Here is a 15546-nt window from a genome sequence, read left to right on the forward strand (position 1 = left end):
TACTTCTAATTTATTTAATATTTATGATAGATTTTCTGTCATAATAGGAACCATTAAGGTTGTTGTTGTACATCTTAATCGCTTCACTTCGGTCATTTGTTTTAAAAATATATACATGTCTATATCCTGTTGCTGGATCTATATAAAAATTTGCGTCAATATTATCTGCTCTCAATTCGTCAATCATACGATCGGCAAAGGCCTTTTTAGAGAATACATTTACTCGTAAATAATATCCTTCTTCCATAGCTCCTTGCTTTTTCATCGGATACACTTTTGCTGGTGGCTGTTTTTTAGGCTCTTGGTAACTCTCACCACTTCCGCCTAAGGTAATTTTCATTACAAACACTGCTTCTTTGTATCCTTTATCCTTCGAAAGTTTTAACGGATCATCATCGCCACCTTCAAAAATCTTCTTTTCTTTAAACTCATCGGTCATCTCTTCAGCATCTTCTTTCTTAGCAAACCTATCGAAGTATACATAATAGTATTCAGTAGCTGGATCGTACACGTATTTTGCTTCTATTTCTTCTTTTTCAAACTTGCGCTTCTTTTCTTCGATATAAGCTTCTACGTTTTCCTTGCTCTTAAATTGATTCGCAGCCACGTAGTACATGGTTCCACCTCCACCAGAACGCGTAATTGTCGCCTGACGCCAAGGAGCATTATTTCTCCTTCTAAGTGAAGTATCTTTTTCCTCAGGACCAGCGGTAGTGGCTGAATCACGAGGTGTTGTAACTGACGTTTTCACTTTTGGTGGTTGATTTTTAAGAATTCTTAAAATCTCGTCGATTTTTTCATTCAGAATTCTAATTGAATCGTGTGCTTGCTCTATTTCAATTGATAGATTCGCGCGTTCTTTATTTCTGTATTCCTTTTTAGGCTGGCGTTGCGGTAACTTTACACTTACCGTTCCTTGTGGCCTTCTAGAAGGTACTCTTCTCGTAAATGATTTGGCTCCAAAATTATAGAGCAATCCAATTTCGTTGGTCGATGCAAAATCGCCTTTCTCATAAGAGAATCCAATCGATAATCTATCTGATAAATTCACCCCTAAACCTGCTGACAAACCGTATTGCTTATCATATCCTGCTTTAATCCATCCAGCTTTTGGTAAATCTAAAATGGCGTTACCTCCAAAACCAAAACTACCCTCACCAGGTTTTCTGGCTTGGGCTAACACTCGTAAATCGGCTCCTTCAAAAATACCACTCGCATAGGTAAATTCATGTGAATACATGGCGTGGGCTGAAAAGGTTTTTTTCCCGAAATCCGTTGCCATCTTATTTTCTTTCAAATTATAATCTAAGAGGTTTTCAAAAAACAATCCTACATCAAACTTCCCAAAAGAAACCGTTACTGCAGGTTGAAAATTAATAATCGGAATATCTTGAAAATTACTAACTGCCGGATCGGGCACTTGTGAATTCACTTTTAGTCCATCGGCACTTCTTCGACTGTACAACACATTGAACCCAAAGGTTAAATCCATTTCTTCGCTCAACTGAATACGCTGTGCATAATTTGCTATGGCTCCAAAATCTTTAAAAACTCCAACTTCCTGTTGATAGATAGCCAATCCTGCCCCTACATTTTCTCTCATTTTACCAGAGTAACTCAGCATATATAACTTAGGAGAATCCTCAAATTCCACAAAACTATTACGCACGATAGCACTGATTGAAGTTTTATTTTCACGCAAAGCCGAAAACGTCGGTACGGTCAAAAAACGGTTAAACTTCATAAAATTACGAGATGTAAAGCTATTATATACCTCCCCACTACCAGACCCTTGTGCATACACACAAGTGCTTAGTATTAATAATAGACAAAACGTACATTTTCTTATCATATCCCTTCTTAATCTATAACTGAGATGCTTCCTGATTTAACCAATTTATCATCTCGTATAATTTGATAATAAAATATTCTTTGATTTCCCAAACTTTCACTTGGCCAATCGTTTTTATACTCTGTAGTACTCAACACCTGAACACCATTCGAATCGTAAATTGCGATACGAACAGAAGGTTGAAAAGCGTAACGATTTGATAATTGCCAGGTATCATTGATACCATCAACGGTATTGGGGGAAACAATATTCGGCACAATTATCTGATCATCTTGCTCTACTACTTCAATCGTTTTTCTTACTTCACAACTATCAACGGTTGCTACTAAAATATATTTTCCAACCTTATTAACTTGTAAGGTTGCTGTTGTTGACAATACTGCTCCCGTAGCTTCATCTAACCATTGGTACGAGTTAGCTCCACTTGCCGTAATGTTTGTTGCTTGCCCTTGCACGAGCACTACTTTTACTGATGGCGTCACCTTGACAGCCGAATCATCAAAAGGCACTACTTTAATCGGCGTAAGGTCCTTTGTACATCCAAAGCCTGAAATCTGCAATGTATACTCTCCTGTAGCGTTAACATTTAAAGTTTTCGGATCCGGAACGGTAATTTCCGTCCCATCTTTAAACCACTTATAGGTGAATCCAGCAACAATATCAGAGACCGTGTACACAATACTTCCTCCCGAACACAGGGAATTAGAACCTGTTGAAGAGGAAATTGTCGGATCCGCTACTGTTAATTTGACATCTAAAGGATCGGACTTCATCCCAGTTAAGGTCGGTCCGGCAGACACTACTAATTCATAAGAACCATTTTCGGTATAAGAAGTCACATCTAATTCATTAGTTGTAAAAGGCCCAGCAGAAGCACCATCCTTTAACCAACTGTAGGTCAAGACACTTAACTGTTGTGTTGTCAAATCATATTCAACTCCATCTACACCCTGTGCCTTAATACCAACGGTTAACAAACGCGTGCGATCGACAGCACATTCCTTGTAATCATTAGCTCTTCGAATTGTAGGTATTAATTTTTTGGTTTCAACCAACACAAAACGATCTGAATCTTTGGTAAACGCACAGGCTCCTGAACCGTCAATGACACGTACGAAATACTCTCCATGCCCTGGTGACAATACCGAAATAGTATCCCCAGCCCCTATATTAATACGTTGCGGAGTTCCTGTAGCATCTAGCTTGTACCATTCGTAGGTATAACTCCCTGGAGGAGTAACCTCCACCTTTAATTGACGCGTTTCTCCTGGCACCCAAACTGTTTTTGTATAATTCTCTTGTTTAACGGTAAACGTGGCTGCAGTCTTTTGCTTAAGCTTTACATCTTGACTACGAGCAGTACAAGAAGGATTCCCAGCAACAGCCGGGGTCTCTACTTCCAATCGGTAGATTCCGAACTGCCCTGTATTTGGAGTCGTATAGCTCCCTGTATTTGAAGTATCTACCAACTTACCATCCTTATACCACTTATACGTCAATTTGGTATTTACATGATCTGCTTTAAACGTATGGGTGTCTCCTCCACATATACTCACCTCGGACACTCCCTTTTCAATCTGGGCTTTTGCTCCATCAATTCTGAATAAAGAAGATACGGTAGAAACCCTTCTACCACAAGTTCCGTAGAAAACCTCAACAGTGTATGCCCCTTCTTGAGTAACCGTCAAATTAGGCTGGTTGGTAGTTTGTAAAAAACTTCCATCCAAAGACCATCTATACTCTGCTACAGTATTTGTATTAAGTACCATTTGAGCACTCCCTCCACTTCCACAGAGATAAACATCACTAAAATTATTGAGTACCAATTGACCACTAGGAATATCGTAGGCAGAGAAGGGATCAGACGGCGGCCCTGTCATGGCAGGTGATGTTGATCTTACTCTTACGCGATATCCTGTTCCGTACGAACCTGCAGGAATTCTGATAGTCGCGGGAATTTTTCCAAAATTCGTATTTTGACCAGTTACCGACCCGACGTCAGTAGCACTTGAAAAATCACCAGAAGCGTCTGAAATTTCCAAAATAAATTTATTGGCGTTATCAAAAGGTGTCGTTGTAAATCGGAATGTAAAATTAAAATCGATGGTAGTCCCACAAACTGAAGGTGTTGCACTAGGCAACTCAGGTTTCAACAACACTTGCGAAACCGAGGTTAAGGGGATACATAGCAACCACGCTACTAAAAGTATGTTAAGCCTTTTAGCTATAATTTTACTCATCTAAGGAATTCTTTAGGGGTAGGCAAAGGTACATATAGTTTTCAAAAAGCAAAATTATATGGACAGTTTTACCTCGTGAAAGGTAAAAAAAAATGTCGACTTTAACAAGAAAAGATAATTACAATGAAATAATCAATAATTTTTACGTTTTTTGTAGTAACGTAGATTTTTATTTGTGAAGAAGAGTATTATAGTAATAGTAGTAGGCTTGTTCAGTTACTCCTTGTGGAGCCAAACTGGAGGTGAATCTGTATACAGTTTTTTAAATACCCCGAGCTATGCTCGACAAATTGCCTTAGGTGGTAAAACCCTTACCCTTATTGACGATGTAAACCAACCTACTTGGAATCCTGCGACTATCAGCAACGCTTTACACCAACAACTCGCCGTCAATTATACGAGTTACTTGGCCGGTATCCATATGGGTTCCGTCTCTTATGCCTATGAAATAAATAAGCATGTTGAGACCCTTCACGCCAATATTAAGTATATTAACTACGGAACCCTCATTAGGGCTGACGAAGAAGGCAAAGAACTAGGTACATTTAACGCCAACGACATTGCCCTGTCTATTGGATATGCCCGTAACATTCCACGTAGTGACTTTTATTACGGAGCCAACATTAAACTTATTTACAGTGCCATCGATAATTTTTCATCCACAGGGATTGCCCTCGATGTAGGACTTAGCTATTACAGTGCCGACCACCCTTTTACTTTTGCTTTGGTGGCACGAAATATAGGTACTCAGATTAGTAGTTTTAACGGTACTCGAGAAAAACTACCTTTTGAGGTTGCCTTAGGGGCTTCGTACAAACTAGAACGCGTTCCTTTACGCTGGTACTTGACGCTCGACAACCTTCAAAAATGGCAAGTCGGTATCGCTAACCCCTCCAATGCAACTACCGATTTGGAAGGAAACACTACTCAGGAATCTGTTTCTTTCCTCAACAATGCCTTCCGACACGTTATAATCGGTGCTGAACTATTTCCGGACAGCGCTATTAACTTACGTGTAGGATATAATTTCAGAAGAAGTCAGGAACTTAAATTACAAAATGTACGTTCTTTTGGTGGGCTTTCCTTTGGCTTTGGGCTCAAAATGAACAAGGTTAAACTCAACTACGCCTACTCTAAGTTCCACGCCGCAAGTAATGTAAGCACCTTTAGTCTACAAATAGATTTAGACAAAAGAATCCGAGGAAAAGAACCAACGAGATATTAGTTCATAGGTAAATATACTCATGCTAAATATTTAAAGTTGATCTTCGACAAGACACTATCAATTTATACGTGTTGAGAAGCTATAGTGTACAAACCATCAATAATACATAAACCAACAACTGACAGTAAAATTTCTGTACGAAGTACTACTACCATTCCAGTATACGACATTCCTGCCGGACAATACATACTGAGAGTTAGCACGAACTACGGAGTTCTAACGAAGCTGTTTGTAAAACTATACTACCGAGCACTCATCGTACTATCAAGGCAATTGTTTTTATTAACAATTGCCTTTTTTTTCTACTGCATCCCCTATCTTTGCGCCCGATAAGTAGAACCCATGACAAAGAAAATTACCATAGCCATCGATGGCTTTTCATCTACAGGAAAGAGTACAATCGCAAAACAACTTGCGAAAAAACTCGCTTATATCTACGTAGATACAGGTGCCATGTACAGGGCAGTGACCCTTTATGCCATGCAACAGCAGTATATTTCAAAAGAACAGTTTAATAAAGAAGCTTTAATTGCCGATTTGAACAACATAGAACTCAGCTTTACATTTAACGAAGACCTAGGTTTTGCGGAAATGTATTTGAATGGTAGCAATGTTGAAAAAGACATTCGTACTATCGAAGTTTCTAGCTTTGTAAGCCAGGTAGCTGCTGTATCAGCAGTGCGTAAAAAGCTCGTTCGTGAACAACAATTGATGGGCGCTAACAAAGGAATTGTGATGGATGGTAGAGATATCGGTACCGTGGTATTTCCGGATGCAGAACTCAAACTTTTTATGACTGCTTCGGCCGACAAAAGAGCCACGCGACGCTATAAAGAACTATTAGATCGCGGAGATAACGTAAAGTTTGATGAAATTTTACACAATGTACAAGAACGAGATCGCATCGATTCAACCCGTGACGATTCGCCGCTAGTGCAAGCTGCTGACGCCATAGAGTTTGACAATTCTGATATGGGACTAGAAGAGCAATTTGAACGTATTATGAGTCTTGTAAACGATAGGTTGGCATAACTACTCGTGCTGAAAATTTCGTATTTCATACTTTTTACAAGAAAAAATAAAATACGCGATTCTCAGAAGCATTAAACTGCCTCAACTACATCACAAGATATTTATTTTCAAAATACTTACGTAAGATAAATACTCTTTTTGTACATCCACCTTTTGAACGAGGATTTCACAAAAATAAAAAAGCACCTAAAGTTAGGTGCTTTTACATTTTAAATATCTTGCTGTGTCGAATTTCTGGAATAACTACGCCACTTTTCTAAGCAGTTGGTAATATCCTCTGGAATTTCTGAATTGAACTGCAAAAACTCTCCTGTTTTCGGATGCGTGAATCCTAGAGTTTTCGCATGCAGCGCCTGACGCGGTAATACTTTAAAACAATTGTCCACAAATTGTTTGTATTTAGAAAACGTCGTTCCCTTAAAAATTAAATCACCTCCATAGCGTTCATCATTAAACAAGGTATGTCCTATGTATTTAAAATGAGCGCGAATTTGATGTGTACGTCCTGTTTCCAATTTACATTGCACCAAAGTAACGTAATTGAAACGTTCAATAACCTTGTAGTGCGTTACCGCTGGCTTTCCGTATTCACCATCAGGAAATACCGCCATCTGCATTCGATCTTTTAAACTGCGTCCGATATGCCCAGTGATGGTTCCTTCATCTTGTTCCACACTTCCCCAAACCAACGCATAGTACAAACGCTCCGTTGTACGATCAAAAAACTGCTTTGATAAATGCGCCATGGCAAATTCAGTTTTTGCGACCACCAAAAGCCCACTAGTATCCTTGTCGATACGATGCACTAGCCCCGGACGGTCACTACTGTTATTCGGGAGATTTTCGATATGATGGATCAACCCATTTACCAAAGTTCCAGAGTAATTCCCATGTCCAGGATGCACAACCATCCCAGGTGGTTTGTTCACCACAATTACTTCGTCATCCTCATATACTATATCGAGTGGAATGTCTTGAGCCACCAACAAATTTTCGTGAGGTGGATACGACAGCACCACACGAACAACATCGTTTGGTTTTACCTTATAATTCGACTTCACCACAGTGTCATTAACTAAAATGTTCCCTGCTTTTGCCGCCTGTTGAATTTTGTTTCTAGTTGCGTTTTCAATAAAATTCATTAAAAACTTATCGACGCGCAAAGGGTCTTGCCCTTCGGTTGCCACAAAACGATGGTGTTCGTACAACTCCTCGTTTTCTAGTTCATTTGTGTTTCCTTCCTGCATCTGCTATGATTAATTTCCTCCGTTACCGTCACCTAATACCAAATTAATGGTTGTTTGTTTAGGTAGTTTGGTTCCAGGAGCTATCGTATTTCCATTGTATTTCAATCCGCGAACTACATTTTTTCCTAGGTCTTTTACCCACGTTACTTGTGTTCCTACTTTAAATCCTATAGAACGTAAATGCGTAGTAGCCTGACGTCTTGTTCTACCATTTAAATCGGGTACTTCAACATCTCTGTATTTTGACGGATTTAAGGTCAAATATATCTTTCGACGCTCTTTTACAAAATCTCCCGGTTCAGGATTTTGTTCAATCACTGACTTTTTTGGATACGTAGGATTAAAACTAGCACTATCAATTACTTTGTAATCTAGGTCTGCAGCCGCTAAAATACGCTCGACTTCATCGAGGGTCTTCTTCGACAAATCCGGTACCTCAATTTTTTGTCCGTGATTTGTAGTCACACCTAACCACCAACGTAAACCAAATACCAACAGTAGTATACCGACGATAGCGATTCCTATTTGTTTTAAAAATACCTTACTCTTCAAAAATTGAACGATTCCTTTCATATTAGCTTAAATTATCTGTGCCTTTTTTTAAAGCAGCACAAAGTTACTGTAAAAATAGCAGAATTAATTAAATCCACTATCGATTTTCCCAGTTCTCCTTACAAGGCATTTTGCCACTGCGTGTTCTAGACGAATCTTTCTACTCCTAGATAAAGTAAGGAGTTTTTTTGGTAAGTTTGTATCCTAGGGAACTAATTGCCCCTTGTAAACAAAATGAAAAACACCATCGCTATAGTCATGGGTGGCTATTCATCAGAAGTAGCTATATCCCTTCAAAGTGGAGCTGTAGTATACAAACATCTCAATAAAGATCACTACCGAGTATTTAGAGTACACATACTACCCGACCGTTGGGTAGCTTTGGACGCTGAAGCTAATGAATACCCTATTGACAAAAACGATTTTTCCTTTATCATCAATAAGGAGAAAATTACCGTGGACTGTGTATTCAATGCTATTCACGGTGCCCCAGGTGAAAACGGTGCACTCCTGGCCTATTTCGATTTGATCAATATACCTCATAGCTCTGCACCCTTTTACCAAATGGCCTTAACTTTTAACAAAAGGGATACCCTCAGTGTTGTAAGGCAGTACGGTGTTCCGACCGCTACTTCCGTATACCTCAACCAAGGAGACCCTATTGACGAAGTTGCGATCATCGAAAAAGTTGGACTCCCTTGTTTTGTAAAACCCAACAATGCAGGTTCTAGTTTTGGAATTTCTAAAGTCGCTAAAAAGGAAGAGTTGTTAACCGCCATAGAACACGCGTACAAAGAAGACAATGAAATTTTAATCGAGAGCTTTTTAAATGGAACAGAAGTTTCGGTGGGTGTCATTGAATACAAAGGAGAAGTTGTAGTCTTGCCAATTACCGAAATCGTATCGGAAAACGACTTTTTCGACTACGAAGCAAAATACCTAGGGAAATCTCAAGAAATTACCCCTGCTCGCCTGAGTAAAACACAAGAAGAGAACGTTCGTGCCTTGGCAAAACGCGTCTACGAAATTTTAAATATGAGCGGATTTTCGCGCTCAGAATACATCTTTGTAAATGACGTACCTCATTTTTTAGAAATGAATACCGTGCCAGGAATGACTGAAGCCAGTATTCTACCTCAACAAGCAAACGAATATGGTATTTCTCTTTCTGAGTTATTTGCAAATGCCATAGAGCAAGCCCTACAAAAAACAACACAAAACTAACTATCACGTATGAAAAGAGCTATTTTTCCGGGGTCATTTGACCCCATCACCTTAGGTCATGTTGACATCATCGAAAGAGGTGTTACCCTATTTGACGAATTAGTCATTGCCATCGGTGTTAACGCAGATAAAAAATACAGTTTTTCACTCGAAGAACGCAAGCGGTTTATTGAAGAAACCTTTAAAAATGAACCCAAAATAAAAGTTGTTACCTACAGCGGATTAACGGTAAATTTTTGTAAAGAAATCGATGCTCAATTTATATTGAGAGGACTCAGAAATCCAGCTGACTTTGAATTTGAAAAGGCTATTGCACACACCAATAGAAAACTCTCAGAAATAGAAACCGTATTTTTACTCACCTCTTCTGGTAAGAGTTATATCTCCTCATCCATCGTTCGAGATGTTATCAGAAATAACGGTGATTATACAGGGCTTGTACCCGATGCAGTAAGAATCTAAGCCATGAAAAAACTACTATTTCTCATCGGTATTTGTGCTGCCTGTGTCACGCCACCTCCTACCCAGGAAACCAGCGATCTTACGACCCTTTTTGAACGCTCAAAAGGAACGGAAACACCTACCTATAGCGAAGTAATTTCGTACTATCAGAAACTGGCCGACCACTCTAAGAAAATTTCACTCTTTGAAATGGGAAGCACAGATGCTGGTCGTCCTTTGCATTTAGCAGTGTACAACCCCGAAGGACCTACCAAACTTTCCGATATTCACAAAAGTAAAAAGGTTCGATTTCTCATTAATAACGGAATACATCCGGGTGAATCGGACGGTATCGATGCGTCCATGTTGTTGTTGAGAGATTTGATACAAAACGATTCTCTGCAACAAGCCTATAGCAACAGCTTAGTATGTGTGATTCCTATTTACAATATCGGGGGAGCTTTACAACGAAACTCTCATACCAGAGCGAATCAAAATGGTCCTAAAGAATACGGATTTCGTGGCAATGCGCGAAATTATGATCTGAACCGCGACTTTATTAAAGCGGACACTAAAAATGCAGCTTCCTTCGCTAAAATCTTTCATCTAGTAGCACCGGATATTTTCATAGATAACCACGTAAGCAATGGTGCCGATTATCAATACGCTATTACTCATTTATTCACCCAGCACAATAAATTGGGTAGCCCTTTAGGAAACTACCTCGAACAAACGGTTCGTCCAAAATTAGAGGCCCGGTTAGCGAAGAAAGGCATCCCCATTACCCCTTATGTCAATGTATGGGGAAGCACTCCTAAAAAAGGTTGGTCACAATTCTTCGATTCACCACGTTACTCTACCGGATATACTAGCTTGTTCCACACTTTAGGAATGATGGTTGAAACCCATATGCTTAAACCCTACCAGCTTCGCGTTACGCAAACCTATGAACTCATGGGAAGCATGTTAGCCATTGCTCAACAAGAACAATCAAAAATTAAAGACTTACGCAAACAAGCCGAGCACTATTGGTTGGGTCAAAAAAAGTACCCAATTCATTATCAGGTAAACAAAGAAACTCCAAGTGCACTGACTTTTAAAGGATATGAAGGTAAGTATGTTCCGAGTAAAGTTACCACCGGCCAGCGATTGTTTTACGACCGTGACAAACCCTATACCGAAACGGTTAATTACTACAATACTTTTGAACCCACCGAGTACGTGGAAATTCCGAAAGCCTATGTACTCAAATCAGGATGGAATAAGGTAGTAGCACAATTGAAAAATAACCAAATTCAATTTAGGACCTTTACAAAAGATACTGTGATGACTGCTGCTGCTTTGCGCATTGAAAACTTCGAAACACGCACCATGCCTTACGAAGGACATTACTTACATTATGGGACTCAAATTTCGACAACTGAAAAGACTTTCCAATTTAAAAAAGGAGACCTTTATATCCCTACTCAACAAATTGGTATACGCTACCTCCTTGAAACCCTAGAACCGGCCGCAACGGACTCTTTTTTTAACTGGAATTATTTTGATACCGTACTCCAACGCAAAGAAGGATTTTCGGCTTATGTTTTTGAAGATATTGCTGAAAAACTACTCGCAGAAGATGAGGAATTACAAATGGCTTTCCGAAAAAAAATGACTGAGGATGCCGATTTTGCGCACAGTCCGTATGCCCAATTAGATTATATATACAAAAATAGTCCTCATTACGAACCTACTCACATGACCTTGCCTATTTTTAAAATACACTAGTTCGCAAGAAAAGTATCTCATATAAAAAAGCTCGTTTCTATGAAACGAGCTTTTCTATATATCTTATGAATCCACTGCTTACTTACCTTCAGCAGCTCTCTTAGCTTCTCTCTTTAATTTTATATTTTCCCAGATAGTTCCACCAATCCAGTAAGGAACTACAAATGTTAATAAGAAAATTAACAGCCAAAAACCAGCTGTAAAAATGAACATGAATAAAACTAAACCTGAGAATTCCGAAAAATCTAACATCTGTATTTTATTAATATAAGTTACGAGCCACAAAATTAAAACTATTTTTCTGATCATCCAATAAAATGTGACAAAAATCAACAAGTAAACGTTTAAGAATTTGTAATTTTGAGCATCATTAATTTTTAGTATTTTAAATTCATTCAAAATGAAGTACAGAATTGAGAAAGACACTATGGGACAGGTAGAAGTACCTGCTGATAAATATTGGGGAGCTCAAACAGAGCGTTCACGAAATAATTTTAAGATTGGACCAGCAGGTTCGATGCCTTTAGAGGTAGTATACGGATTTGCCTACCTTAAGAAAGCTGCTGCTTTTGCCAACTGCGAATTAGGAGTATTGGCTGAGGACAAGAAAAATTTAATCGGTCAAGTATGTGACGAGATTTTAGCTGGTAAGCACGATGACCAATTTCCATTGGTTATTTGGCAAACGGGTTCAGGTACTCAATCAAACATGAATGTTAATGAAGTTATCGCTAATCGCGCACACGAAATTGCAGGAAAGGTAATTGGTGAGGGTGAAAAAACGATTCAACCGAATGATGATGTAAACAAATCTCAATCGTCAAACGATACTTTCCCTACGGGAATGCACATTGCTGCTTACAAAAAAATAGTAGAGGTTACTATTCCTGGTGTAGAGCAATTACGCGACACTTTACAAGCCAAATCAGAAGCATTTAAAGATGTTGTAAAAATTGGACGTACCCATTTAATGGATGCTACTCCACTTACCTTGGGACAAGAATTTTCAGGATATGTGGCGCAGTTAAACTTTGGATTAAAAGCCTTAAAAAACACCTTAGAACACTTAGCACAATTGGCACTTGGTGGAACTGCGGTGGGAACTGGATTAAACACCCCTAAGGGATACGATGTTTTGGTAGCAAAGTACATTGCTGAATTTACAGAACTTCCATTTGTTACTGCTGAAAATAAATTCGAAGCATTAGCAGCTCACGATGCCTTAGTAGAAACTCATGGAGCTTTAAAACAATTAGCAGTTTCTTTGAATAAAATTGCCAATGACATTCGATTGATGGCTTCAGGTCCTCGATCAGGAATTGGTGAATTAATCATTCCTGCAAATGAGCCAGGATCTTCTATCATGCCTGGAAAGGTAAACCCAACACAAGCAGAGGCTATCACTATGGTTTGTGCACAGGTAATGGGTAATGATGTTGCGGTAACTGTTGGAGGAACACAAGGACACTACGAACTAAACGTATTTAAACCTGTGATGGCTGCCAACGTATTGCAATCTGCACAACTTATCGGAGATGCTTGTGTTTCTTTCGAAGCGAACTGTGCGGCAGGTATTGAACCTAACCACACCAGAATTAACGAACTCTTAAACAACTCATTAATGTTGGTTACTGCTTTAAACACCAAAATCGGTTATTACAAAGCAGCTGAAATAGCAAATACTGCGCACGCCAATGGTACTACCTTAAAAGAAGAAGCTATTAATTTAGGCTATGTTACTGCCGAGCAGTACGACGAGTGGGTAAAACCAGAAGATATGACTGGAAGCTTAAAATAAGCACCAACCTTATAACCTATTAAAAAAGAGAGTTTTCGAACTCTCTTTTTTTTGTACCTATTCTCACCTCTTCATACTTTTCTAAGAACAAGTCATCCATTTCTAAAAAAACTCGTATTTTTACGGGCTTTTTTATTTATAAAAACCCAAAAAAAATGAACAAACACGAAGCGTATATGAGTGAAGCTGTCAAAGCAGCTTTAAGAGGAATGCAAAATAATGAAGGAGGTCCTTTCGGTTGTATTATTGTAAAAGATGGAGAAATTGTTGGTCGTGGAAACAACAAAGTAACTTCTACCAATGATCCTACTGCGCACGCAGAGGTAACAGCTATTAGAGATGCTTGTAAAAACTTAGGTTCTTTTCAATTAGACGGTTGTATCGTTTATACTTCTTGTGAACCTTGCCCTATGTGTTTAGGTGCTATTTATTGGGCTCGTCCGGATAAAGTATTCTACGGAAGTAATCAAGTAGACGCTGCCAACATCGGGTTTGATGATGAATTTATTTATAAAGAAATTCCATTGCCTTATGAAAAGCGAAGTATCCCATTCGAACAAGTTGGTAGAGAAATCGCATTGGAGCCATTTCAGAAATGGTCTGAGAAAGATGACAAAATAGAATATTAATATTCAAAACAGCCCTCAGTTTTTTTAAGCTAAGGGCTGTTCTTTTTTACTTCATTTGCATTTTCTCCTGAATAGCTTTTAACTTTTCAATTTCTCTGTCACTTACTTGCTCCCTGCTCAAGGCATACGAATTAAAGACGTGACTAATATACATGGGTGATCGGATATCGGAATCCTGAAAACTTTCTGAATTGTGACATGAAAAACAATTCACAAGCGTACCAGCATTGATGTCTCCTAAACTAGACTTAAACGTTTGTGTAAACGTTTCCATGGTGACATTCGCACAGTTTAAAGACCCTCTTGCAAAAGAACCTGGAGTTGCATTTTTGATATTCCCACCTAGTGAGTCAACCACAAACAATTGGCGTTCTTTCGACGTTTTATCTGTATTGATCCATATAGATCCATTGTAGAAATAGTTATTCCAAACATCGGTCAAATTATCCGCTACGCAGGCATTGATATCTTGGATGTTCTTAAAATTCGTTTTTCCGTCTTGTGAGGTTTCCATAAATTCACCACCGACATCACGAGGAACCCCATAGGCAAAAAGATCGTATACTTTTGAAGGTACTACCCCACTTTGCGTTGTTCTATTCCATTTAATTCCGTCAATGGTATTGATGTTTCCTTTCGCAAATAGCAACTTATCAGTAGCAGCTGTAGCTCCTTCTAGTTCCCCATCAGATCTTTTATTCCAACTAAAATTAGGAGCCATATCGCGATGCTCAAAAGTTGCCCAAATAAATTCTGGGTGATTTTCTACTATTCCGACCACGTGCATCCCTAACATCGCTACTGACACTCCTTCATTACCTTCATTTAAACCTGTTGCGTCCGGAAAATGCGCTTTTGTTATAAAGTAATTTTTGCGATTTTCCTCCTTAATGGCCTCCACGGGTACCCATGATACTTTTAGCTCAAAACTCCCGACAGGAAATGCCTTGTTCTTTAAACTAGTAATTTTTCCTGCCACCAGATCGTCCATAACTGTTACCGCTGCGTTGAGCATAGTGCTGTTCATATGAATGGAATAATAGACTGTTTGTGAGTTTCCTGTGGCACTGTAAGCTTTATTCGTATGTAAAACGGCCTGTTCAAACCCGGCTTGTTCCGTATCAGTTAACACCAATTGAACACCCTTTGGGACTGCTACCGTATCCATTGAAGCATCGACCTGTAAAATAGTAGGATCAGCCAAAAAAAGCGGTAAGGTCCCTTGAGACTGTGGAATCGGCTTGGTCAACCATAAGAACTTTTGCCATGACCAACGATGAAACAAAATATTCGAAGTTGTATCACGGGCAAATAAACTGTTAGGTCCCTCAGCAGGTGCCTTTGTAGAAGCATGAGGAAACCAGGTTGTATCGCAAGCCGTTTGTGTGTTCGTCTTTACATTCTGGTAGTGGTCGGTTGCAGCGACCGGCTGTTCTTTTTTGTTTTTGCACGAGGTTGCAAACACCAGGCTCAATATCAATAAAGAGCCAAGCCAAGTTTGTTGGTTTAATTTCATGATTAGTTAGTTTTTGATAT

General features: G+C 39.0%; 13 protein-coding genes. 7 read left to right on the forward strand and 6 right to left on the reverse strand.

Annotated features, from left to right (window positions below; genetic code table 11):
- Window positions 1-10 precede the first annotated feature (10 nt).
- Entirely contained in the window at window positions 11-1852 is a 1842-nt protein-coding gene (locus tag ACXAG7_RS07630; RefSeq protein WP_476666499.1) for a PorP/SprF family type IX secretion system membrane protein, read from the reverse strand.
- A gap of 8 nt (window positions 1853-1860) precedes the next feature.
- A complete protein-coding gene (locus tag ACXAG7_RS07635) occupies window positions 1861-4092 on the reverse strand; it encodes a T9SS type B sorting domain-containing protein (protein WP_476666500.1) in 2232 nt (743 codons plus the stop codon).
- A gap of 175 nt (window positions 4093-4267) precedes the next feature.
- Here ACXAG7_RS07635 and porQ point away from each other — a divergent pair, with 175 nt between their 5' ends.
- Complete coding sequence (gene porQ / locus ACXAG7_RS07640) at window positions 4268-5317, forward strand: type IX secretion system protein PorQ (protein WP_476666501.1); 1050 nt, start codon at window positions 4268-4270, stop codon at window positions 5315-5317.
- A 342-nt stretch (window positions 5318-5659) separates the two neighbouring features.
- Window positions 5660-6349, forward strand: coding sequence for a (d)CMP kinase (cmk, locus tag ACXAG7_RS07645; protein ID WP_408043191.1), 690 nt, complete (start codon window positions 5660-5662; stop codon window positions 6347-6349).
- Between the two features lie 209 nt (window positions 6350-6558).
- Here the strand turns inward: cmk and ACXAG7_RS07650 are convergent, their stop codons facing one another.
- The gene (locus tag ACXAG7_RS07650) at window positions 6559-7596 is read right to left on the reverse strand and encodes an RluA family pseudouridine synthase (protein WP_476666502.1); all 1038 of its coding nucleotides are present in this window, start codon (window positions 7594-7596) and stop codon (window positions 6559-6561) included.
- 9 nt (window positions 7597-7605) lie between these two features.
- Window positions 7606-8169: a PASTA domain-containing protein gene (locus ACXAG7_RS07655; RefSeq protein WP_408043189.1), complete on the reverse strand. Its 564-nt coding sequence runs from the start codon at window positions 8167-8169 to the stop codon at window positions 7606-7608.
- 213 nt (window positions 8170-8382) lie between these two features.
- On the opposite strand from ACXAG7_RS07655, the gene ACXAG7_RS07660 reads away from it, so the two are divergent.
- From ACXAG7_RS07660 to ACXAG7_RS07670, 3 genes are read left to right on the forward strand one after another with little or no spacing between them, the layout of a single operon-like run.
- A complete protein-coding gene (locus tag ACXAG7_RS07660; protein WP_476666503.1) occupies window positions 8383-9372 on the forward strand; it encodes a D-alanine--D-alanine ligase in 990 nt (329 codons plus the stop codon).
- A gap of 9 nt (window positions 9373-9381) precedes the next feature.
- The gene (coaD, locus tag ACXAG7_RS07665) at window positions 9382-9834 is read left to right on the forward strand and encodes a pantetheine-phosphate adenylyltransferase (RefSeq protein WP_408043187.1); all 453 of its coding nucleotides are present in this window, start codon (window positions 9382-9384) and stop codon (window positions 9832-9834) included.
- Between the two features lie 3 nt (window positions 9835-9837).
- Window positions 9838-11583: a M14 family metallopeptidase gene (locus ACXAG7_RS07670; RefSeq protein WP_476666504.1), complete on the forward strand. Its 1746-nt coding sequence runs from the start codon at window positions 9838-9840 to the stop codon at window positions 11581-11583.
- A 78-nt stretch (window positions 11584-11661) separates the two neighbouring features.
- Here ACXAG7_RS07670 and ACXAG7_RS07675 read toward each other — a convergent pair whose 3' ends face one another.
- The gene (locus ACXAG7_RS07675; RefSeq protein ID WP_408043185.1) at window positions 11662-11835 is read right to left on the reverse strand and encodes a hypothetical protein; all 174 of its coding nucleotides are present in this window, start codon (window positions 11833-11835) and stop codon (window positions 11662-11664) included.
- A gap of 148 nt (window positions 11836-11983) precedes the next feature.
- Between ACXAG7_RS07675 and fumC the strand changes: the two genes are divergently transcribed.
- A complete protein-coding gene (gene fumC / locus ACXAG7_RS07680) occupies window positions 11984-13381 on the forward strand; it encodes a class II fumarate hydratase (protein WP_476666505.1) in 1398 nt (465 codons plus the stop codon).
- 155 nt (window positions 13382-13536) lie between these two features.
- Window positions 13537-14010, forward strand: coding sequence for a nucleoside deaminase (locus tag ACXAG7_RS07685; RefSeq protein ID WP_408043183.1), 474 nt, complete (start codon window positions 13537-13539; stop codon window positions 14008-14010).
- 46 nt (window positions 14011-14056) lie between these two features.
- On the opposite strand, the gene ACXAG7_RS07690 is transcribed toward ACXAG7_RS07685, so the two are convergent.
- Window positions 14057-15526 carry a hypothetical protein gene (locus ACXAG7_RS07690; protein WP_476666506.1) on the reverse strand — a complete coding sequence of 490 codons (1470 nt, stop codon included), beginning with the start codon at window positions 15524-15526 and terminating at the stop codon, window positions 14057-14059.
- Window positions 15527-15546 lie beyond the last annotated feature (20 nt).

The organism is Tenacibaculum sp. AWR4_210, from assembly GCF_056160945.1.